The organism is Rossellomorea orangium, from assembly GCF_019334305.1.
GTDB lineage: Bacteria > Bacillota > Bacilli > Bacillales > Bacillaceae_B > Rossellomorea.
In genome coordinates this window covers 191,648-212,449 of sequence record NZ_JAHWGH010000012.1, presented here as the reverse complement: position 1 = coordinate 212,449, position 20,802 = coordinate 191,648, and the positions used below count along the sequence as shown (strand labels likewise).

The window sequence follows — 20,802 nt, the reverse complement described above, 5'->3', positions numbered from 1 at the left end:
ATGATTTCTTTCAAAACCCATGATTCTCTTGTCAAGAAGATTAAGGAGCTAAAGAAACCATCCCTGTGGTATGTGCCGGCCCCTATTTTCAGCTAAAACAGACGATCATAACGTAAAAACAGAGTACTAAACATTAATTTCAACTCTCAACGAGTAATCTCCATCACAACCACATCAAACAATTCCCCATCTGCATATAGTAAAAATGCCCACTCCCCGTGTTCAGGAATCGTTACAGACGACGGAGCATGAACATCCGCACCGTTATTCTGCCCTCCTAGAGGAATCGTCCAACTCTCACCATTATTTAATACGGGGTATACGGTACCTGAGTCTTTGTGATAACCAACAACAGTCAGATTTGAAGCGTCCGTATTCCATAGATGCCACATCCATTTTTGGCTGGACAGGCTTGACATATCGGCCCCGATGATACCGGACTTTCCATCATTCCCGATCATATTCTGTCCAAAGGTAGTCGCTTTTTGATCCCAGTTGATCGCATCAACATCACTATCTTGAACGTAGGAAGGGATATCATCAGGTAATATAACAGGGCTCTCCTCGTTTTCATTTACATTAACCACCACTTCACCGTACACCTTGTCGTCAAGATAGACTTCATATTTCCATATCCCGCTATCAGGAACCCGAAAAGTGGTGGTGAAGCGCTGCAAGCTTGAGTACCCCATTGAAGGCTGTGTGATTGTTTGAGGGGCCACCACTTCCACTCGATTCCCTGTATTTTTTTGAATCGCAGAAATAGACAGTTCTTTTCCTTTATACGTGTCAAAAGGTTCTTTGAAACTAAAAATATATCCATATGCCTTACCCACCTGAAGCTCGGGGTCAGGTAAGATGCTAAATAAAATTTTGTCATTCTCTTTATACTCGTGATGGACTTTCCACGGATCCGGGCTCCCGTTACTCCCGCCCCTCTCCTTCACCAACAGTTCTGTTGAAACCAAAATGCCTATTAGACAAAGGGCCACAGCCGTCATGATGTAAATAATGAGTGGATTTGGGCTTTTATTTGCCACTGGAGCGTGAACAGCATGGCGAATCTTGCTTTTTTGGATATCCGTGAAATGCCGGCCTTTATGCGTCGTAGTATCCATTGCTCTCTTTAACTCATCAAGCTTACGTTCCATCCTGTTCCCACCTTTCCATTATCTCTTTGAGCTTCCCTCTGCCTCTATTCAACCTTGTTTTGATCGTGTTTCCGTTCACACCCAACAGTTCTTGAATCTCATCAATGGAACATTCTTCATAATAATAAAGAATAATCACTTCTCTATATTTAACGGGTAAGTCCAGAACGCTCTTTGAAAGAACCTCTTCCTCGCTTCGTTTCACTAAACTCATTTCCGGTAATGCTTCCTTTGATGTAAAAAGAGAAAACAGGCTCGAATTCATCACCACTCTCTTAAACGCCGAACTCTTCAGGACATCCTTCGCCCGATTGATGGCGAGTCGATAGATCCATGCTTTGAATGAAAGTATTTCATCTATTTTTTCATAATGCCTGAAGCATGTAACAAAAACCTCCTGCACGATGTCTTCCGCCATACTCCAGTCTTTCACATAGTTGTAAGCCAATTTCGTCAGCCGTTCGCCGTACTCATCCATGATGGTTTCAAGCCACGCATCCCGGTGTGAGTTCTCTGCATTCTTGACCTTCCTCACACGATCCTCACCTCATTCCCTTTAATGCTAAGACGAATCAAACAGATTCTGGTTTCAATTTTTCCAGAAAAAACTATCCTTAACTGCATTCAACAAGCATAGCGGTGTATCCTTTGATTAATCCAGAAAAAAACATATACTTTTAATAGATTAGAAGGAGGGGATTTTCATGGCTATTCATCATAAAATCATCGGACAAGGCTTTCCGATCGTGTTGGTCCATGGGTGGACGCTCGATCATCAGGCGATGATGCATGCAATGGAACCGAATTTCGAGGGCAGGAGCGGCTGGCAAAGAATTTACATAGACCTGCCTGGAATGGGTCAGTCGGAAGCGCAATCGGCCATCAAGAATTCTGATGATATGTTAGCAGCCGTTCTTGAAAAGTTGGACGAGCTGATTCCGGATCAACCGTTTATCATTTGCGGATATTCGTATGGGGGATATATGGCGAGGGGGATTGTAGAAGCACGGCATGATAGAGTTCGAGGCTTAATGCTCCTGGCACCTATGGTCATACCTGATACTGATAAAAGAGAATTACCGAAGCAGATCGTATTAAAAAAGGATCCTGATGTGCTATCAAATCTCTCTTCACTGGAAGCCGAGGCCTTTTCCGCGATGGGCGTCGTGCAGGGTCAGAGGGAATGGGAACGATTTCGTGATGACATCCTGATGCCTTCCACTCAAACGAATGAGGAGTTCGTAAACCGGATCAGGGAGAATGGATATGGGTTCACCTTCGAGTTTTCACATACACTGGACTATCCAACGTTGATCGTTACTGGACGGCAAGACCATGTAGTCGGGTATCAGGATGCATGGCGACTGATTGAGGAGTATCCAAGGGCATCATTTGCTGTGCTTGATATGGGTGGTCATAATGTGCAGATCGAGCAGGAAGAGGTTTTCAACTCCCTGGTGCAGAACTGGCTTGATAGGATAGAAATAATTGAATAGATATCACGTTCAAAAAACGATCAAGGTTGAATCCTATGATCGTTTTTTTAAACAACTATTTAAGCATTGAAATGAATCTTTCCAATTCCTGTTTTGAGAAGTCCGCATACCCATAGCGGACTTTTTCATATAGGGGGATCACTTCTACCGGACCGTTGATGCGATGGAACCACTCTGAAATGGTTTCACTTTTCTTTCTCTTTTTATAAGGTGATAACCGGTTTTCCCATTGTTTTAGTGTTTCTCGCACTTCATTCATACTGGATAGAGGTAATTCTTCGGTGTGAACTGCTGAATTCTCTTGTTCGGCTTGCTTTCGGATTGGGTCTTTAAGAGCATCGGCGACATTGTCTGATTCTTCATTTGATCTCTTTTTCTTAGACCGATACCATAAAACTGCTACTGTTAGTAAACATAACGCCACTAAAGCCGACATGATGGTCTTTCTTACAATTGACCCTTTGGACGAAGGAATCCCCAAAGGGAACTTACCTTTCACGATAATGTGGCGCCATGTGCCAGAATGGTCGGGAGATCCCTCTAAAGCCGTAAATTGATCAGCGTTCACAACGAGCGGCGGGCCTCCCTCCGCAGAATTTGCTTCTTCTGTGTTTGCATAAAAGTGTTTGATTTTACTTGTTGCAGCCATCGACCCTTCACTCAACAGGAAAGCTGCTGCTAACCCAATAAACAAAAAAACGAAGATAACTACTGTTTTTTTCATTGTAATCCCCTATTTATTCGGCATGATCATAATTGTTATTTATATACAATTATAACATATAAAGGATTCCATATTAAAACTAACTTTCACCCCATCCAATCCCAATTCTCCCTATCATCCAAATCCATATGCCGCGGAATTTTCTCATGCGGCACTTCTCCCTCATCATCCAGATAATAATGCCTGATGGGCTTTAAGTCGTCATCCAATTCATACACAAGGGGGATGCTGTTTGGAATGTTGAGGCTGACGATTCCGTCGTCGGGTATGTGATCAAGATATTTCACGAGTGCCCTGAGCGTATTTCCATGCGCTGAGATGATGACACGCTGATTGTTCCGGATGCTCGGAACAATTTCTTCATGCCAATAGACAAGTGTCCTTTTTTCCGTATCAAGAAGGCTTTCCGATAAGGGCATATCCTCTTTAGGTACAGATGCATATCTGGGATCAGAAAGATTCCCGCGATGGCCCTCTTCTGAAATCACTGGTGGCCGGATATCGGCGGAACGTCTCCACTCATGCACCTGCTCTTCTCCGAATTTCTCCGTCACGTCATCTTTATCCAGTCCCTGAAGACCGCCATAATGCCGTTCATTTAATCTCCAGGATTTATGGACAGGAATCCACACCAGGTCCATTTCGTGTAGCGTGATCCACAATGTTCGGACGGCACGTTTTAAGACGGATGTGTAAGCAACATCAAATTCAAACCCGTGCTGCTTCAGAACTGCCCCGGCTTTTCTTGCTTCGTTATAGCCGTCATCGGTCAAATCCACATCCGTCCAGCCGGTAAACCGGTTCTCAAGATTATATTGGCTCTCGCCGTGTCGGATCAACACAAGCTTCTTCATCTTTACCACCCCAGGTCGTTTTTTTCAGTATGTGCATGTTGGATTAGAAATATTGAGTAATTTAGGAAGTATTGTACCAAAATAAGAACAACTAATTTTGGAGAGGAGACGGTGTGATGTTTAAGCAGAACGCTGGTGAAAAATTAATTGATCTTTTGATTGAATGGGGAGTCGACCATATTTACGGGATGCCCGGTGACTCCATCAATTCGATTATCGAACCACTGCGAAAGAAACAGGACAAAATCAAGTTCATTCAAGTAAGGCATGAAGAAGCAGGGGCATTGGCCGCTGCAGCGTATGCGAAGTTGACGGGAAAACTGGGTGTGTGTACGGCGATAGCCGGTCCTGGAGCGATCCATCTCCTCAACGGCTTATATGATGCCAAGCTCGATAAAGCTCCAGTATTGGCCATCACCGGCCAAGTGGAAACGGACCTGTTAGGGACAGACTCCTTTCAAGAGGTGAACCTTGAGAGGATGTTTGACGATGTCGCCGTCTATAATCAGCGCATCATGTCCGCTGAGCAGCTCCCTGCCGTTGTGAATCAAGCAATCCGGACGGCCTATGCGAAAAAAGGGGTATCCGTGCTGACGATTCCGGATGATATCCCCCGTTTTGAAGTGGGGAATGAAGCTCGCGTAACGGCCCATTTTGCTGTAAAGCAAGACATCTCACCGCTTCCTGAGGATTTACAAAGAGCGAAAGAGATCATTGAGGGAGCTGAAAAGCCGATCATCCTTGCCGGAAAAGGGGTTCATGGGCATCGGGAAACATTATTAGCCTTTGCTGAAAGAGTCGGGGCACCGATCGTGTTGACCCTCCCTGGTAAAGGGGTCATCCCTGATAAACATCCGTATTGTTTAGGAGGTCTCGGTCTGATCGGGACCAAGCCTTCATATGAAGCGATGCAGGAAGCCGATATGCTCATGATGATCGGTACTTCATTCCCGTTCACAGGGTTCCTGCCTGATAGTGCCAAGACGATTCATATTGATATCGACCCGACCCAAATCGGGAAGCGCTACCCGGTGGATGTCGGCCTTGCAGGTGATGCCGGCACCTCCCTTAAATGGCTGACTGAGCATGTTGCGAGAAACGAAAATCGGGAATTCCTCGAGAAAAATCAGGAACGAACGAACAAATGGTGGGAGAAGCTAGAGGCACAAGAAGAGAACGGATCGGTTCCACTCAAGCCTCAGAGACTGATTCATGCCTTGAAAGAAGTCGCTTCCGATGATGCCATCCTGTCTGTGGATGTTGGAAACGTAACGGTGTGGATGGCGCGACACTTCCCGATTACCAATCAATCCTTTGTCATCTCAAGCTGGCTCGCGACGCTTGGCTGCGGTCTGCCTGGTGCCATCGCCGGTCAAATCGCCTATCCCGATCGACAGGTGTTTGCCATTTGCGGCGACGGAGGATTCGCCATGACCATGGCGGACTTCGTAACGGCAGTCAAATATGACTTACCCATCATCGTCGTGATTCTAAACAATCATAAGATTGCCATGATCAAGTTCGAACAGGAAGTAATGGGGAATATCGAATTCGGCACGAACCTACAGAACCCTGACTTCGCAAAATACGCTGAAGCCTGCGGTGGCGTTGGATACCGTGTGGAGCGACCAGAAGAGATCCTGCCATCCTTGCAGAAGGCGATCCAACAAAAGAAACCATGCATCATCGACGTCGTCGCAGACGCCGACGAAGCCCCAATGCCTGCCAAAATCCAATTCTCCCAGGCAGCCGGCTACACCAAACACATGCTCAAACAACTGTTTGAAGAAGGTAAATTTGACCTTCCACCACTATAAGAGAGAGGGACGGACCTTGCTTTGCAAGGTCCGTCCCTCTAATTTTCTGAGATTTGAGGTCCGTCCCTCCTATTGTTCGAAGGCTACGAGGTCGAGTTTTGCCATGAAGCCGTCGGGTTCTTCTCGTTTCATGATGTTGGCGTATTTTTTGATGGTGGTGATGTCTTTAGATTCTTCGGTGAGAGGAGTACTTCCGCTACTGGTAGTCAGGTTTTCACCGAGTGGACCGAGGATTTCTTGTACGTCTTCATTTTGTTTTCTCGGGTCGAGTACGATTTCCAGTCTATAGCGTTTGTTTTCACTTGGTCTTGGAATTGTGATCGACTCCATCGTACCATCCTTCTTTACTTTCACCGTTCCTGAAGATGCGATAGTGTCCAGTGGCTCGACGACTGTTCGGATGATTTGAAGGGACGTCGCATCATCGGGATATGGTTTTAATTGAACATCTATTATTGCACCTTCGGGTAAAGTGGTCTCACCTCGTATGAGAAGAGATTTCTTGAATAACTGTGCCTTCGCGTCTAGCTTCAATGCTTCACTAGGCTTTTGTACGACCTGTTCCACTTTACTCGTCTCTTTGCTCTCATCAACTACAATCACCCTGCATCCAGCTATCAATGGAATGACACATAGCATGGCCATCACCCACTTCCTACGCCAATCCTGCATATCTAATTCACCCTCTAATCTAACCAGTTTAGTTAACTCCCATTATACCTCTCTTTCTTCCAACAAAAGTAAATATACCAAAAAAAATCATCCAGATGGATAACCGACCTGGATGATTCTCTCTGTCTCAAAGCGAGACGATGATCCTCTTAAAGTAGTTCAACGTATCCTTCTGTCCCATGCACCCTGATCCGCTGTCCATCTTGTATCCTCTCGGTCGCACGTTCAACGCCGACAACAGCCGGCAGCCCATACTCCCGTGCAATCACCGCTCCATGGGTCATCAGTCCACCAACTTCTGTGACTAAGCCTTTGATGGAAACAAATAACGGCGTCCAGCTCGGATCGGTATACGCGGTGACCAGGATATCACCCTCTTCCAGATCTGCGTCTTCCAGATTTGTAATAACACGTGCCCGACCCTCTATCACTCCAGATGATACAGCCAGACCGGGAATGGCATCTGACGGGAGATCCTCCCGCTTGTATTCACCTGTAATGATTTCTCCGTCAGAAGTGATCACCCTTGGTGGGGTGAGCTTTTCATAAAAGCGGTACTCTTCTTTTCGCTTACAGATGAGTTCGTTTTTCGACTCATGCATTTTCACCAAGTCCTGCAATTCTTCAAATGAAAGGTAAAAAATGTCCTCTTTTTCAAGAAGAATATTTTGTTCGACAAGTCGATCAGCTTCTTTTAATACTGCCTGCTTATAAACGAAGTAGCGGTGAATCATGCCGTATTTCGGATATTCCCTGTAACCGGTGAAATTTCGGATGATGTCGATCCTTCTTTTCGTTTCATTCACCTTTTGCTCACCATCTGGTAATGAGCTTAATCGCTCCAGTAATTCTCGTTCTTTTTCTAACGCTTCCTGCCGCCCTTGCTCAAATTTCCGCTTGCTTTCCTCCGGCTCAAATTGTTCGATGTTCCTAAGAATCATCGGGACAATGGTTGTTGGCTTTTCACTCCAGCGTACCCTCGAAACATCGATTTCTCCGCTGCATCTCATCCCATATCTGGTGAGAAAATCTTCAATGGCTTCCCGGGCTTCCTGTCCCCCCTCGACTTTCACCAATTCGTCCAGGAAATAATCCTCTTCCACTTGGCGCAAATAATCGATTACTGCTTGATACGGACGTATCACATCGGCTACGTCCATCAATGCCAAGCCCATTTCAGAAGTAATGTTATTGGGGACCGATTGGGACAGGATATCTGCCACATTTTTTTCTCCCAACCATTCGTACATATGGTCATTGATCCAGAATAAAGCATCCATCGCGGCCATGATCACCCGGGAACTTTGCGGATCAAATAGAATCCTCTTTAATTCCTTCATATCTTCTAAGATGAAATCAATTAAATCGGATCCCGTTTTTGAATGAATGTTTTGTTTCACCTGTTCGATTGAGGACTCACTTTTCATTATTAGTTCAGTGACGATGGCAGGATCGGAGTTTATTGGATTCACTCCACCTTTACTTGGAGCAGGCATAGCTTCATCCTCTACCGTTTTGATGAAACCGTTCCTTTCTACAATCGTTGTAAGAGCATCTTTTATAAGTGGTTCGGATTTGCCCATTAATCCGATGAACGCTTGTCTGCTGGCAGGTGATGCTAAACGAGGTGTGCAATCCACAAACAATCTTCCTCCGGCGACTTTCATCGGTGCAGGAGTCGTTAATAGGAAAAAGGACAAGCCTAAAGGCTTCATGGCATCCGTCATCATTTGCTGATGGCCGACGGAAAGATATACTCGATTCTCCCCATCAACCGCTTCAGGAATCGGGTAGAGCGTCGTGATCGGCCGACTTTGCACAATATAAAAGGTGCCATCTTCCAAACACCATTCAATATCTTGAGGACAGTCAAAATACGCTTCGATCTTCCTGCCTATTTTCGATAGTTGTATAACCTGTTCATCCGTAAGGGCCGCTGCCTTTTGCTGATCAGGAGGTATAGGCTTAGTCTCCGTCCCTCCACCGTTCACCCCATAGATAGCCAATTCCTTCGTTGCAATTTTCTTATCTATGATCATGCCGTCCTGTACTTTATAGGAATCTGGTGAAACCAGGCCGGACACCAAAGCTTCTCCAAGACCAAACCCTGCGTCGATGGATACCACTTTCCGATTGGAACTCACGGGGTCAGCCGTAAACAGAATCCCTGAAACCTGCGGGGATACCATCCTCTGAATAATAACGGAAATGTGAACCTCACTGTGATCACACCCATTTTGCATACGATAAATGACGGCCCGATCCGTAAAAAGGGATGCCCAACACTTGCGAATATGCTCGAGGATTGAATCCCTGCCGATCACATGAAGGAACGAATCCTGCTGCCCGGCAAAAGAGGCATGTGGCAAATCTTCCGCCGTGGCACTGGAACGCACGGCATAGGCATCTTCCTCTCCAAACCGGGAGTGATAGTGCGTAATAGCTTCCACTAAATCGGAGGGAATTGTTACATTCTGGATGACTTCTCGAATCTCCTTGCTGATTTCCCCAACTTCTTTCCGATCCTCCGGTTTGAGCTTGGATAACCTCGTAAGCAATGTGTGAAACGCCTCATTCTGTTCAACCGCCCGTTGAAATCCAACCGTCGTCACACTGAATCCATCCGGCACCCGTATACCTTGAATCCTTGATAAAACTCCGAGGTTCAACCCTTTTCCTCCTACAAGCGAAAGCTCCGATTGTTTCATTTCCTGAAAGCTGAGAACCACTGAATTCATCCTGCCACTCCCCTTATCCATCAATGTTATTTGATTTTAGCAGGAGGGGAGTGGAAGAAACAGTCTGTAATATGGTTTTTTAGCGTGGTATAATGATAGTAGGAAGAGTTGTTTAGTTTTTAGAAACATAAGATAAAGATGATAAAAGCTCAGAGATATTTCTCTGAGCTTCTTTACATTCAACTTCATATTGGACATTTAGCTAAAAGCTACATGCATCCTTACTTAACAAGCGATGCTCGAAGATTCACACCATACTCCATGTATCCCTTCAAGCATGTGAGCATATAAACCCAGCCTTCTTTATTGTCTACTAATTCGTTGATAACATTTTCATCGTTCTCATCGAACCCTTCTTCTTTCACCCCTATGATTGTGCTGCCATTTTCTTCTTGAGTAAAGGTTATTGTCACCAAATGGTTTCCTGCCCACTCGAAGACAATCTTCTCTTGTTCTTCAATTTCCACTATATGTATCTCACCTTGAGCATCATACTCTTCATATCTCAAAGTAACCGTCTTTCCTTCCTCCCACCTCTCAGAACTTGAAGAGAACCAGAAGTTCCCTATCATTTCAGGGTCAACAAATGCCTCGAAAATTTCATGTGCGGGCTTTTCAATTTTCATTTGTGAGATATTATTCATGAATCATCCGCTCGCTTTCATTTTATTTAACACTTATTATACCTCAGACTCCCCCATTCGAAATCCCTTGATTTCCCAATCTTATAAATGGTATAATTTTCATACCAATAATGAAGGGAGTGAGATGACGCAATGACTAATTTCATGAAGATAACCTTGGAGAATGATACGTATTGCCCTCTCACTCATACGGATACATTGTAATAATAAATGAGCATGGGCTTATGATGAATAACGAAATTTTTAGCCACAGGGTTATTTTATATACCCTGTGGCTTTTTATCTTTCGTGTTCTACCCCAATGTCGTCTCCATTTTTTCTTCTCAATGGCATGACCCAAACAAAATGAGGAGTTGACTGTTTAATGTTGAAGCTGAAATATCTATTTAATAATGAGGACCTGGCAGAAATGCTGGTAAGGAATTGGGAACTCGATGAACGATCACCTGACGTGTTCACCACCTACAGAATCTCATCAAATGCTACTTACTCTTTTCAATTCAATGGGAAGACTCAGTTTCTCAGATTTGCTCCAACATCAGAGAAGTACCGGGAAAATCTTCTCGCGGAACTTGATTTTATTTCTTACCTTCGCTCAAAGGAGTATGGCGTACTAGAAACGGTTGGTTCAAAAAGTGGAAATGAGCTTATGGAAGTTCAAACCCCCTGGGGGGAGTACTATGCTTCCGTATTCAAACAGGTACCAGGTGTACCAATTAGCGAGACTGACCTAAATGATCATATTATCTTCAGTTATGGAAAATCATTAGGCAAACTTCATCGATTGTCCAGTGAGTATCAACCTGTTCGGTCCAAGCGTCAGTCTTTTAGCGATGTCCTGACTTCCATTGAGACGTTTCTGATCGATCTTCCACATGAAACATTAGCGTTAAAGGAAACAACGTTATTACAAGATTATTTTCAGAGCATCCCTAAGTCAAAGAACAATTTTGGATTGATTCATTATGATTTTGAATACGACAATGTATTCTATGATGCAAAATCTCAATCTTGTTATGCCATTGATTTTGACGATGCGATGTATCATTGGTTTGTGATGGACATTGAACAGACACTTGATAGTTTGCAAGATTGCATTCTGCCTAAATTGTTTCAGGAGAAAAAAGAATGCTTTCTGGATGGGTATCGAACCGAATTTAAAATCGAGGATGATATGATGGAATTACTTCCGGCTTTCAGAAGGTTTGCGGATTTATACGGGTATGTACGTATTTTGAGATCAACAGAAGATCAGTGGAACCATGAACCGGGCTGGTTAGTAGGCTTGAGAGGACGGTTAATGGAGGCAATGAAGAATAAATCGCGGTATTTTGGAATGGATTTATAACATAAAAGGGGTGTCTGGCTCAATATGCTGAGGCTCAGACACCTTCCTCTTTTTACTTAAGTGCAATCTCCAACAATCTTTTATGTTCCTGAGCCAGTTTTATAATCACAAATTCATCATTTTGAAGCTGGCTCATCATTTCTTTGCATTCATCCCAGGCTAAATCATACATATTTTTAGAAATTATTCGGTTTTTATAAGCCTGCTCAAGCTCATCCTCATCAAGCAGAAAAATTTCCCCAGAGGGCAGCACTACTATATCCAAGAAGAGATCGTCCATCCAAGGAACACCAGATTCGATTCCATTACCATGGCATATATCTATGTACCATTGTACGATTTCTCCACTCGCATCAAACATCGTAGTGACGCTATGATGTTTACCATAAGGAAACTGCTGAAGCCACATATATCCGTTATCAACAATACATATTTCTTTGTCTCCATATCGGGTGATTAATGGTTCCTTCACTTTCACTGTTTTCAACAGTGTAATATACCCTTGGAATTCCTTCGTGTTTAGATGGGATTGAGAGTATTTCCTTTGTTCTACTCTCCTCCAATCAGCACGGTTTCCGTATTTTCTTTTGAGCATACATTCACTCCATTACTTCATTTAGGCAAATTCAACTGCCACGATACCCCAAATCGGTCATTCAGCCAGCCAAATTTCTTACTGAATCCATAATCCCCAAGTGGCATAAGCGCTTGACCACCTTCATTAAGCTTCCCATAGATCGTCTCAAGTTCTTCTTCCGTATCGCATGTAAGAAAGATGGAGAAGGAAGGAGTGAAGTCAAACTGATGCTTCACATTGCTGTCAATACACATAAATTCCTGACCCTTCAATGTGAACGTCGCCTGCATCACTGTACCTTCATCTCCACTTTCATTTGCGCCATACCGAACAATAGTGGTAATGGCTGAATCTTCAATTAGAGAAGTGTAAAAGTTCATTGCTTCCTCTGCATCCCGGTTTTGAAACATTAAAAATGGTGTGACTTTTTCCATGTTCGATCTACTCCTTTTTATCTATTTCCTAAAGTATAATTCAACTTATATAGTTATATCCAATCTCTCCATGAGATTTTCTCAACATTAACTCTCTAGTTAGTCATCCCTAAGAGTTCAGCCACAATATCAGCACTCCCCGGGGTAAACATAAATATAGATAGGCCAATCAATGCAGCACCCAGAACCCCAAAGAAAATCACCTTTATATTTATTAATGAGCCTTTCTTCAACGCCTGCAAACCTGCTCTAAAAATCAGAAAAACTCCTATAAATAGAATGGCAAAGTAATAAACACCCACTCTATCACCTCTTTCAGCTTTTTAATCATCACACTTACAATCACAGAATCATCCTTTATTTTTCCCAAAACCAGATTACACTAAAGAAAATCATAAGACTCCCCCACACAGAAAATGAGAATAATAGAGTTTTTTGTTTATTAAACCGTTTAATAAGCATCGATCCAACCCATTCAACTGCTCCAGCTACTAAAAGCAATCCAAACACCAATGCTAAATCATTCATTATATTCATCACACACCTGCCATGAATTATGTCACTTACCTTGACGACTGTCCTTGATCAGACGAAAATACTGCGTATCCCCCAACCCATACTCTCTAAAATTCTCAATCATAAGCGATACCAGCTTCTCAACCGGAACGTCCCGATGCTTTTGAATATACAACTTAAGCTCATTGTCCTTCTTAAGGTAATTCAAATAAAGTTCAATGCCTCTATTTAAAGGTTTTAGCTCAACCGATTCAGGCATTTCATGGTGAATCATCACTTGTTCGTAAAGAGCTGCATACCCTTTGGCTTGGAGGGAATATTCGTTCAGGGGCTTATACTGATCATCCACAAGATGAAGGTCAATTGATCCTATATACTCTCTCTGGTCCAGCCAGGCGAGGACCGTCAGCACATTCATCTGACAGAACATATCTTCATCGAACCATAAGGCAATATGGTCCACATTTTCTTCAAAGAGTGGCTGCAATGGCTTGAGCGTAATATCAGCATATTGATCCCGCGTTACATTGTGCACCCTTGTACGCATCTCAATAAACTCATCTGAAAATATGTTTTCACACATCTCTCCATAACACATGGCTTCGTTAAATGGGATCATCTCTTCTATTTTAAGAAACCCTGTCTCTTTAAATCGTTTGTACATTTCTGTTCCATTCAGGATATGGAGCGTTTTATTTTGAATCACACCGACACCCCTCTTCCAAAATCAATCATCTTTTTAACAAACAAGACTCTATCTTGATTCAGTCCATCATAATTGGTAAACACCGATACTCCATCCACGTCTTTATCGCCTTTTTCCACTTCAAATCCCATCTTCTTGTGATAAGCAATCGAACCTTTATTTACAGGTGAAGTGACGGCACGGACTACACTTCTATCATGCTTCTGAACCTCAATGAAGAATTTGTGATAAAGTTGCTTCCCAAACTGCATCTTCCGATAGTCAGGATTGACGCCTACAAAGTGGATGTACGCAGCATCCTTTTCCGATTGAGACAAAAAACCAATTAAAAAACCCACTATCTCACCGTCATGTTCAGCTATAAAACTAGTATTTTTAAAATGTACGAAGAATAATTTAGGCAGCATATCCGACATCTGTCTTCCACCCCACCATTCGTTAATCAGTGGGGAGATGATATCGTAATCTGAGCTTATTACGTTCCTTATTTGCACGTACATCACCCCTCTAAAAAACAATTTCATTTAATATCTTGCTTTTTTGCAGGAAACAGCGTCATTAATTCCAATAAATCCTCAATGATCACATCAGCCTCTGCAAGCTCCTCTTCCCGGGCAAAATCAAAACGACACCCAACAGATAACAAACCATTGTCCTTCCCCGCATGGATATCCGATAACCGGTCCCCTACTACTGCTCCATTCGTAATCTCGTATTTATCAACAATACTCCGGACCAAATCTGATTTATTCAGAGTTTCAATGTGCTGAATACTGAATGTCTCCGATACCCACTGGTCCAGGTCATAATAATCGATAATAGCGTTTAAGTAGTCTATTAATCCGTTACTTGCTATGTAAATGAGGTAATCATTCTCTATTAAATAGGTGAAGAACTCCTGAACATGAGGGTATAGGGCACCTTTTCCTTGCCTGATATTTAGAATTAACCTCTCCAGGAAAAAGGCATCAGTCTGCTCTCTTTCTTCTTGAGAATGGTCGGGCAGCAATGTTTCCCATACCTTTGGCAATGGAACACCCATGATCTCCCGGTATTTCTGGATCGGTGTTTCCGCATCCCATTGGTCTAATGATCGTAACCGTTCAAAGGCATCATCCAGAGAAGCTTCTAATATTTTATCTGTTTGAAAGAGTGTTCCATCCATATCAAAAATTAATGCTTGTGCCATTATCATTTGTCCTTTCCTAACGACTTTTCGTCATCGAGCATGATTGTTCTGCTCACAGCCCTGTCACACTATCAAAAACGGCAGGCTCTCCATCCACCAGAACGTGAATGACGTCTTGCCCTTGATCTCTAGTTAAATAATATACATGTTGCTTCACTTCATTTTTTTGTGAATTTGATGTACTGAACATGATCGTGACCGTATCGTCTTTTGACTCAACATCTGTTTCTACTTCCCCACTTGATTGAAATACGATATAGGAACCTTTCTCCCCTTCGTCCATCAGCTGAAGTGTACACTCCGATTCGATTTTGTTTTGCACTTCATCGGGGACATTTTTCATTTTACTAAAGCTTAATGTTGATGAATCTTTTGATGAGTTACATGCGGTTAAAATCGAGAGCATTAAGATGGTTATTCCAACTATTTTCTTCATGTACACCCTCCTAGGGCCCTGTCCCACAAGCCACTTCATACGTCTCACTCTCTTTCAGCTTTGCATAACAAATAGTGGCCGTCTCACCAGTCGGACTATTATAGTCATACCAGTACACATCGTATAGCTGTCCATATTCCTGATCCTGATACTCGCCTTTTTTAATGAAGGCAAAGAAGCTTTGATAAGGGTGGCCATCCTTGTAAATCGCTTCTCTCAAAGCAGACCTCGGTGAATCAGCATGATGTACCCTTGGAGCAAGTATTGGCGGCAAGACCAACAACGCCACAACAACCAGTAAACTTATTGTTAAAACCTTTCTCCTCTTTTTCACATTGTCCCTCTTTTCTTTCCTTCGACCCAATCTATTCCAATTATTCCAAAAACTCTTTCAATAGACAATCGGTTTGTAAAACTTTTCTCAATTTGAAATTCACCATTTCCACTTCCTACCATCCATACTATAATACTATATGGTGACAGGAATATTTTTACACAGAGCAGGATCTTACATAAACTTTACACCTTTTTAAGAATACCTGGCCCTGCTCCACCGTAAAATGAATTTTGTGGAAAGGTGAACTCCGCCTCAAGACCTAGGCGAATATTAGCCTGGAGATGGCTGTGAAGCAGCCTGCAATGCAGTATCTTAGAAAAGAAGATTCAAAACCAATCAGTATTAGGGGGGAAACACATGCAAGCTTTAACAAATTGGGTATTCCGCAATAAGGCAGCCATGACACTATTTATTATCATCACGTTGCTTATCGGCATTATTAGTTATTTCCGTCTGCCAATGGAATTCTTGCCTGAAGCGGATAATCCACAAGTGACAGTTGTCACCCTGGGACAGGGGTATGACGCAGGCTCCATGACAACCAACATCACGGAACCCGTGGAACAGGCCGTCGCATCCATTTCAGGTAAAACATCGATCCTGTCCACCACCGGGGAGGGGTATTCCCAGGTTACCATCAACTTTGATTCAAAAAGCGACATGAAAGAAGCTAAAAATAAAGTGGAGGATGCTATCAAAGGGATACGGCTTCCAGAGGGAATCGGAGAACCACAAATTTCCCAGCTGAATACCTCGATGATTCCAATCGGCCAGGTATCAGTGACGTTTGATGACGGATTGACGAAAGAGAACCTGGATCTCGTCAATGACGAATTCAAGCCGCTGTTTGAGAATCAATCCGGCTTGTCTCAAGTAACTCTAGCCGGTGAAAATAGTGCCCGGGTACAGATCAATCTTGATCATGACAAACTCGAGAAGTTACATATCCCGGTTAACGCGGTGATGGGAGTACTTCAAGGGCAGGATGTATCTGCCTCTGCCGGAAGCACCACGATCGATGGTCAGAAGAGTACGATCAACGTCACGGACAATTTGACTTCCGTTGACGCATTGAAGAACTTGTCCGTTCCGTTACAAGTCCCGAATGCTCCTGTCGTCAAACTGAAAGACATCGCAACCATTGAAAAAGTGCAAGCAGAAAACACCATCACTCGGGTAAACGGAAAAGAGGCACTTGCCATCGTCCTGTTCAAAGAGAGTGATGCCAGTGCCGTTACGGCCGGAGAAGAAGTAAAAGACACGGTCGATCAAATCAACAAGGACTATGACGGTGTCGAAGCGACAACGCTGTTCACCACAGGGGAAATGGTGGAGAACTCAGTCAACAGTATGGTACGTGAAGTCGCACTTGGTGCATTGTTCGCAACGCTTGTGATTCTTTTATTCTTAAGAAAATTCAAGCCGACCCTAATTACTGTTGTGTCCATCCCACTATCACTCTGTATCACGCTATTCCTGCTCTGGTTATCTGGAGTCACACTGAACATCCTTACACTGGGAGGAGTCGCGGTGGCGGTCGGACGACTGGTCGATGACAGCATTGTCGTCGTCGAGAACATATTCAGGCGTAGCCAAAATGAGAAACTGACCAAACAGAATGTTCTGCTCGCGACACAGGAAGTGTCCCGTGCGATTACGTCATCCACTCTCATCACAGTGGCCGTATTCCTGCCGATGGGACTCGTCAACGGATCGTTGAAAGCGTTCCTGCTTCCGTTCGGCTTGACCGTTACGTATTCGTTACTCGCTTCCCTGCTTGTCGCCGTTACAGTCGTGCCATTGTTAAGCCGTGGCATGTTGAAAAATACAACTCTGCCAAAACATCACACGCCGCACCGTTATGTAAATGTGCTCCGATGGTCACTCAATCATAAATGGGTACCGATCCTATTAGCCATTCTTGTATTTGGAGGGTCCATCGCTCTTTATATCACTTTACCTAAAGCAGCAACGAGCGCGAATGACGCATCGTTTGTAGCAGTCACGATGGAATTCCCGAGTGCTACGCCGCAAGATACCATGAAGCAGCGTATGACAGATTTCGAAAACAAGATTTCGGAGTTTGAAGGGTACGACTATTTGATTACACAATATGGATCCAGTGAAGAAAATGCTCAATATGGAGCAGTGAGTGACCCAGACACGGTTTTCTACACCGTCATCATGAAAGAGGGATCCGATGCGGAAACCTTCATTGAAAAAGTGAATGCCACGAAAAAGGATGAAAAAGGTGTGACCATCACGGCATCACCATCGTCCATCTTCGGAGGCTCATCCAACTCCAGCATCACCTATGACGTCGTCGGAAATGACACGAATGAACTTCTGACCACGTCCAAAACGATCATGGATCAGATCAAAGATGTAGATGGAGTGAAGAAAGTCTCGAGCAACCAGGAAAAAACGTCTCCAGTCTTCACCGTGAACGTAAACACGGAGAAAGCCAATGCTCAACAAACGGCTATGCAAATCCGTTCTTTATTGAACCCACAGCCGATCGGGGCCATCAACCTGGATGATGTAACGACACCTGTATTTCTGGACGCAGGGGTCAATCCTAAATCCACATCCGATTTGGAAGACTTGACGATCGCCACAAACGCAGGCATCCAGCCTCTTACGGAAGTCGCTTCCATCACGGAAGAAGAGAAACCAAGTACCGTCCTGCATAAAGACGGCGACTTATATGTCCGGATCACAGCAGAAGTCGATCCTGAAGAACTATCGGTCATTTCGAAAAATATCGATACCGAAATCAAGGGGATCGATTTACCAAAAGGCGTCTCTCTTGATACCGGCGGCGCCGCTGCCCAACAAGCAGACGATTTCAAGGACCTAGGCATGACGATGCTTGCGTCCATCATGATCGTCTACCTGATCATGGTCCTGACATTTAAGACGTTGAAAGCACCACTGGCGATCTTGATCACCTTGCCACTCGCCTCAATCGGGGCCGTTCTCGGACTGCTCATTGCCCGCGTCCCTGCAGACGCAACGGCGCTTATTGGAGCGTTGATGCTGATTGGGATTGTTGTGACGAACGCCATTGTCTTGATTGACCGCGTCAAGCAGAATGAGGAAACGATGATCATACGTGACTCTATCTTAGAAGCGTGCGGTACCCGCCTTCGTCCGGTCGTCATGACGGCGATTGCGACCATCTGTGCCATGCTTCCGCTTCTTTTCGGTCACACGGAAGATGGAAGTCTCGTATCGAAATCGCTGGCAGTTGTAGTCATCGGTGGTCTTGCCGGTGCTACGGTGCTGACGCTTGTTGTTGTTCCTGTGTTTTATGAATTGCTGTATTTCAGGAAGTCTAAGCGGCAACGTGCTCAGCAGTTGGAGAGCGAGGAGAAGGTCGCTCAGTAGAAGAAAATGAAGAAGGTGCTTATCCTCTCAGGGGTAAGCACCTTTTTGTATTTATCGTTTTCCAAATGGGGGTCAGGGGAAGTTTGTTTATTCAGCTGCTGAATATTTGCTTATTATCAGCAGCAGATATTTTATCAAATTTCACCTGCTGATAATTTACATAATTTAAGCTGCTGAATCCAACCAAATCGATCCCTTAAAGATACTTTCATCTAACCTTACTCATGACCGAACGTGAGATAAAATAATTTATTATCCAATAAAGGATAGGTATAAACGAGAATAGGAGAAAATAGAATAGTGAGTACCTATCCCACTCCAGTATCACTTTCAGATTCCCTGTCGGCACCAAAATGAATAGTAAATAAATCATAGAGTGTAACAAAAGTGATTTCCAAATAAAATGAGTTCTCTTTAGAAGCAGCCAATCCATGAATAGAGATATGGGTAGCCCAACAAGGAGCATAGCCAAAAAAGTGATTGGCAAATAGATCAAATATCCTAATAGTTCAAAATCTGCCTCAAACATGATAAAAATGGTGTTTGCCAAAAAGCTGCACATGGTAAGAGATAGTAGCTTATTTAAAGGCTGATTGTAAATCTTCAAGGTGTACCTCCTGATTAGTAAGTAATTCAGCTGCTGAAGGTTCGCTTATAATCAGCTGCTGATTATAGCAATAATATCAGCAGCTGAAACCAAAACACGCCTCGCAATTTCAGTTCATACCACAATAGATTAGAGGATATCCACACTATTCATAGAACTTATGTATAGACTAATAAATAGAATAGGAGAAGATACGAAGTGAGAGATCAATTAATTCCGGCTATGATTGCTTTTGTATTAGTCTCAGCTCTATCCCCTTTGTTCATTGCACTCCTAAGAAAATTAAAGCTCCTTCAACCAATACGAAAAGAACTTCCTTCCAATCATCAAATAAAAAAAGGTACGCCGTTAATGTTTGGAATCATTCTCTTTATCGGAATTATCGTATCCTTATTTTTTTCACCTACCCCACTGATGTTTTTCTTGGCCATTACCTATATCCTATTCAGCTTCATCGGCTTTCTCGACGACTTTTGGAAAGCGTCCCGTCAAGACCCCGGCGGTGTATCAAGTAGAACGAAGCTTATCTTCCAATTTCTTTTCACAGGTGCCCTGCTTTACTATGTGATGAATGAAATGGGTATAGATACGACAATTGGTATCTATCAAGATTTCTCTATTAATCTTCCCATGGCTATGTATCTCATTGTCATCACCTTATTTGTGGTGGCTTCTGCCAATGCGATTAATTTTACAGACGGATTGGACGGGCTGTTAGGGGTTGTCGCTATCCCTACATACTTTTTCTTTTTTATGATTTCAGACAGTAGTGAGGTAAAGCTTTTCTGTTTAATCATGATTGGATGCTTACTCGGATTTCTTATTTATAATATCTTTCCGGCCAGAGCTTTTATGGGAGATACTGGATCATTGGCGATTGGGGGCTCCCTTTCTTTTCTAGCTGTTATTGAGAAAGTCGAGATCCTCATTCCTGTTTTGTTCTTTATCTATTTTGCTGAACAATTGTCGGTTATTTTACAAGTGGCATCATTTAAGTCGACAGGTAAACGGATTTTCAGGATGACCCCGATTCATTATCACTATGGTTTAAAATATGGATGGAGTGAAACGACCATAGTCACCGCCTTTGGATTTGTTTCATGGATTTGTACGTTTATCTGTTTTGCTTATTGGAAGTTTATACTTTATCCATAAGTTAACAAAGA

At 43.4% G+C, this 20,802-nt stretch carries 19 protein-coding genes and 1 pseudogene; 5 read left to right on the top strand and 15 right to left on the bottom strand.

The window, feature by feature from the left end; genetic code table 11:
• Positions 1-146 precede the first annotated feature (146 nt).
• Complete coding sequence (locus tag KYJ26_RS07630; protein WP_219166684.1) at positions 147-1,151, bottom strand: hypothetical protein; 1,005 nt, start codon at positions 1,149-1,151, stop codon at positions 147-149.
• Positions 1,141-1,686, bottom strand: a complete 546-nt coding sequence (locus KYJ26_RS07625; RefSeq protein WP_219166683.1) for a sigma-70 family RNA polymerase sigma factor — start codon at positions 1,684-1,686, stop codon at positions 1,141-1,143. The genes KYJ26_RS07630 and KYJ26_RS07625 overlap by 11 nt, the downstream gene beginning before the upstream one ends.
• Positions 1,687-1,855: 169 nt before the next feature.
• Between KYJ26_RS07625 and KYJ26_RS07620 the strand changes: the two genes are divergently transcribed.
• A complete protein-coding gene (locus tag KYJ26_RS07620) occupies positions 1,856-2,647 on the top strand; it encodes an alpha/beta fold hydrolase (RefSeq protein ID WP_219166682.1) in 792 nt (263 codons plus the stop codon).
• 55 nt (positions 2,648-2,702) lie between these two features.
• On the opposite strand, the gene KYJ26_RS07615 is transcribed toward KYJ26_RS07620, so the two are convergent.
• Both KYJ26_RS07615 and gpmA read right to left on the bottom strand, forming a co-directional pair.
• Complete coding sequence (locus tag KYJ26_RS07615) at positions 2,703-3,371, bottom strand: hypothetical protein (RefSeq protein ID WP_219166681.1); 669 nt, start codon at positions 3,369-3,371, stop codon at positions 2,703-2,705.
• Positions 3,372-3,457: 86 nt separating this feature from the next.
• Positions 3,458-4,225, bottom strand: a complete 768-nt coding sequence (gene gpmA / locus KYJ26_RS07610; RefSeq protein WP_219166680.1) for a 2,3-diphosphoglycerate-dependent phosphoglycerate mutase — start codon at positions 4,223-4,225, stop codon at positions 3,458-3,460.
• A 116-nt stretch (positions 4,226-4,341) separates the two neighbouring features.
• Between gpmA and KYJ26_RS07605 the strand changes: the two genes are divergently transcribed.
• On the top strand, positions 4,342-6,042 hold the full coding sequence (locus KYJ26_RS07605; RefSeq protein ID WP_219166679.1) for a pyruvate oxidase: 1,701 nt from the start codon (positions 4,342-4,344) through the stop codon (positions 6,040-6,042).
• Between the two features lie 69 nt (positions 6,043-6,111).
• On the opposite strand, the gene KYJ26_RS07600 is transcribed toward KYJ26_RS07605, so the two are convergent.
• The 3 genes from KYJ26_RS07600 to KYJ26_RS07590 form a co-directional block, all read right to left on the bottom strand.
• On the bottom strand, positions 6,112-6,714 hold the full coding sequence (locus KYJ26_RS07600) for a hypothetical protein (protein WP_219166678.1): 603 nt from the start codon (positions 6,712-6,714) through the stop codon (positions 6,112-6,114).
• Between the two features lie 149 nt (positions 6,715-6,863).
• Complete coding sequence (gene ppsA, locus KYJ26_RS07595; RefSeq protein ID WP_219166677.1) at positions 6,864-9,452, bottom strand: phosphoenolpyruvate synthase; 2,589 nt, start codon at positions 9,450-9,452, stop codon at positions 6,864-6,866.
• Positions 9,453-9,673: 221 nt separating this feature from the next.
• A complete protein-coding gene (locus KYJ26_RS07590) occupies positions 9,674-10,096 on the bottom strand; it encodes an SRPBCC family protein (protein WP_219166676.1) in 423 nt (140 codons plus the stop codon).
• A 364-nt stretch (positions 10,097-10,460) separates the two neighbouring features.
• Here KYJ26_RS07590 and KYJ26_RS07585 point away from each other — a divergent pair, with 364 nt between their 5' ends.
• Complete coding sequence (locus KYJ26_RS07585) at positions 10,461-11,444, top strand: phosphotransferase enzyme family protein (RefSeq protein WP_219166675.1); 984 nt, start codon at positions 10,461-10,463, stop codon at positions 11,442-11,444.
• Positions 11,445-11,496: 52 nt separating this feature from the next.
• Here the strand turns inward: KYJ26_RS07585 and KYJ26_RS07580 are convergent, their stop codons facing one another.
• From KYJ26_RS07580 to KYJ26_RS07545, 8 genes and pseudogenes are all read right to left on the bottom strand, one after another.
• Positions 11,497-12,039 carry a ribonuclease FAU-1 family protein gene (locus tag KYJ26_RS07580; RefSeq protein ID WP_219166674.1) on the bottom strand — a complete coding sequence of 181 codons (543 nt, stop codon included), beginning with the start codon at positions 12,037-12,039 and terminating at the stop codon, positions 11,497-11,499.
• Positions 12,040-12,056: 17 nt separating this feature from the next.
• Complete coding sequence (locus KYJ26_RS07575) at positions 12,057-12,455, bottom strand: VOC family protein (protein WP_219166673.1); 399 nt, start codon at positions 12,453-12,455, stop codon at positions 12,057-12,059.
• A gap of 95 nt (positions 12,456-12,550) precedes the next feature.
• A complete protein-coding gene (locus KYJ26_RS07570) occupies positions 12,551-12,757 on the bottom strand; it encodes a hypothetical protein (protein ID WP_219166672.1) in 207 nt (68 codons plus the stop codon).
• 257 nt (positions 12,758-13,014) lie between these two features.
• The gene (locus KYJ26_RS07565) at positions 13,015-13,677 is read right to left on the bottom strand and encodes an AraC family transcriptional regulator (RefSeq protein ID WP_219166671.1); all 663 of its coding nucleotides are present in this window, start codon (positions 13,675-13,677) and stop codon (positions 13,015-13,017) included.
• Complete coding sequence (locus KYJ26_RS07560; RefSeq protein WP_219166670.1) at positions 13,674-14,171, bottom strand: GNAT family N-acetyltransferase; 498 nt, start codon at positions 14,169-14,171, stop codon at positions 13,674-13,676. Before KYJ26_RS07560 ends, KYJ26_RS07565 begins: the two co-directional genes overlap by 4 nt.
• A 26-nt stretch (positions 14,172-14,197) precedes the next feature.
• Positions 14,198-14,881: pseudogene (locus tag KYJ26_RS07555) on the bottom strand (HAD family hydrolase); the annotation flags it as partial.
• 37 nt (positions 14,882-14,918) lie between these two features.
• Complete coding sequence (locus KYJ26_RS07550; protein ID WP_219166668.1) at positions 14,919-15,302, bottom strand: peptidylprolyl isomerase; 384 nt, start codon at positions 15,300-15,302, stop codon at positions 14,919-14,921.
• 10 nt (positions 15,303-15,312) lie between these two features.
• Positions 15,313-15,636, bottom strand: coding sequence for a hypothetical protein (locus KYJ26_RS07545; RefSeq protein ID WP_219166667.1), 324 nt, complete (start codon positions 15,634-15,636; stop codon positions 15,313-15,315).
• A gap of 360 nt (positions 15,637-15,996) precedes the next feature.
• On the opposite strand from KYJ26_RS07545, the gene KYJ26_RS07540 reads away from it, so the two are divergent.
• Together KYJ26_RS07540 and mraY are read left to right on the top strand one after the other, a co-directional pair.
• A complete protein-coding gene (locus KYJ26_RS07540; RefSeq protein WP_219166666.1) occupies positions 15,997-19,029 on the top strand; it encodes an efflux RND transporter permease subunit in 3,033 nt (1,010 codons plus the stop codon).
• A gap of 829 nt (positions 19,030-19,858) precedes the next feature.
• Positions 19,859-20,791 (top strand): phospho-N-acetylmuramoyl-pentapeptide-transferase, encoded by a 933-nt coding sequence (gene mraY, locus KYJ26_RS07535; protein WP_219166911.1) that lies wholly within the window; start codon positions 19,859-19,861, stop codon positions 20,789-20,791.
• Positions 20,792-20,802 lie beyond the last annotated feature (11 nt).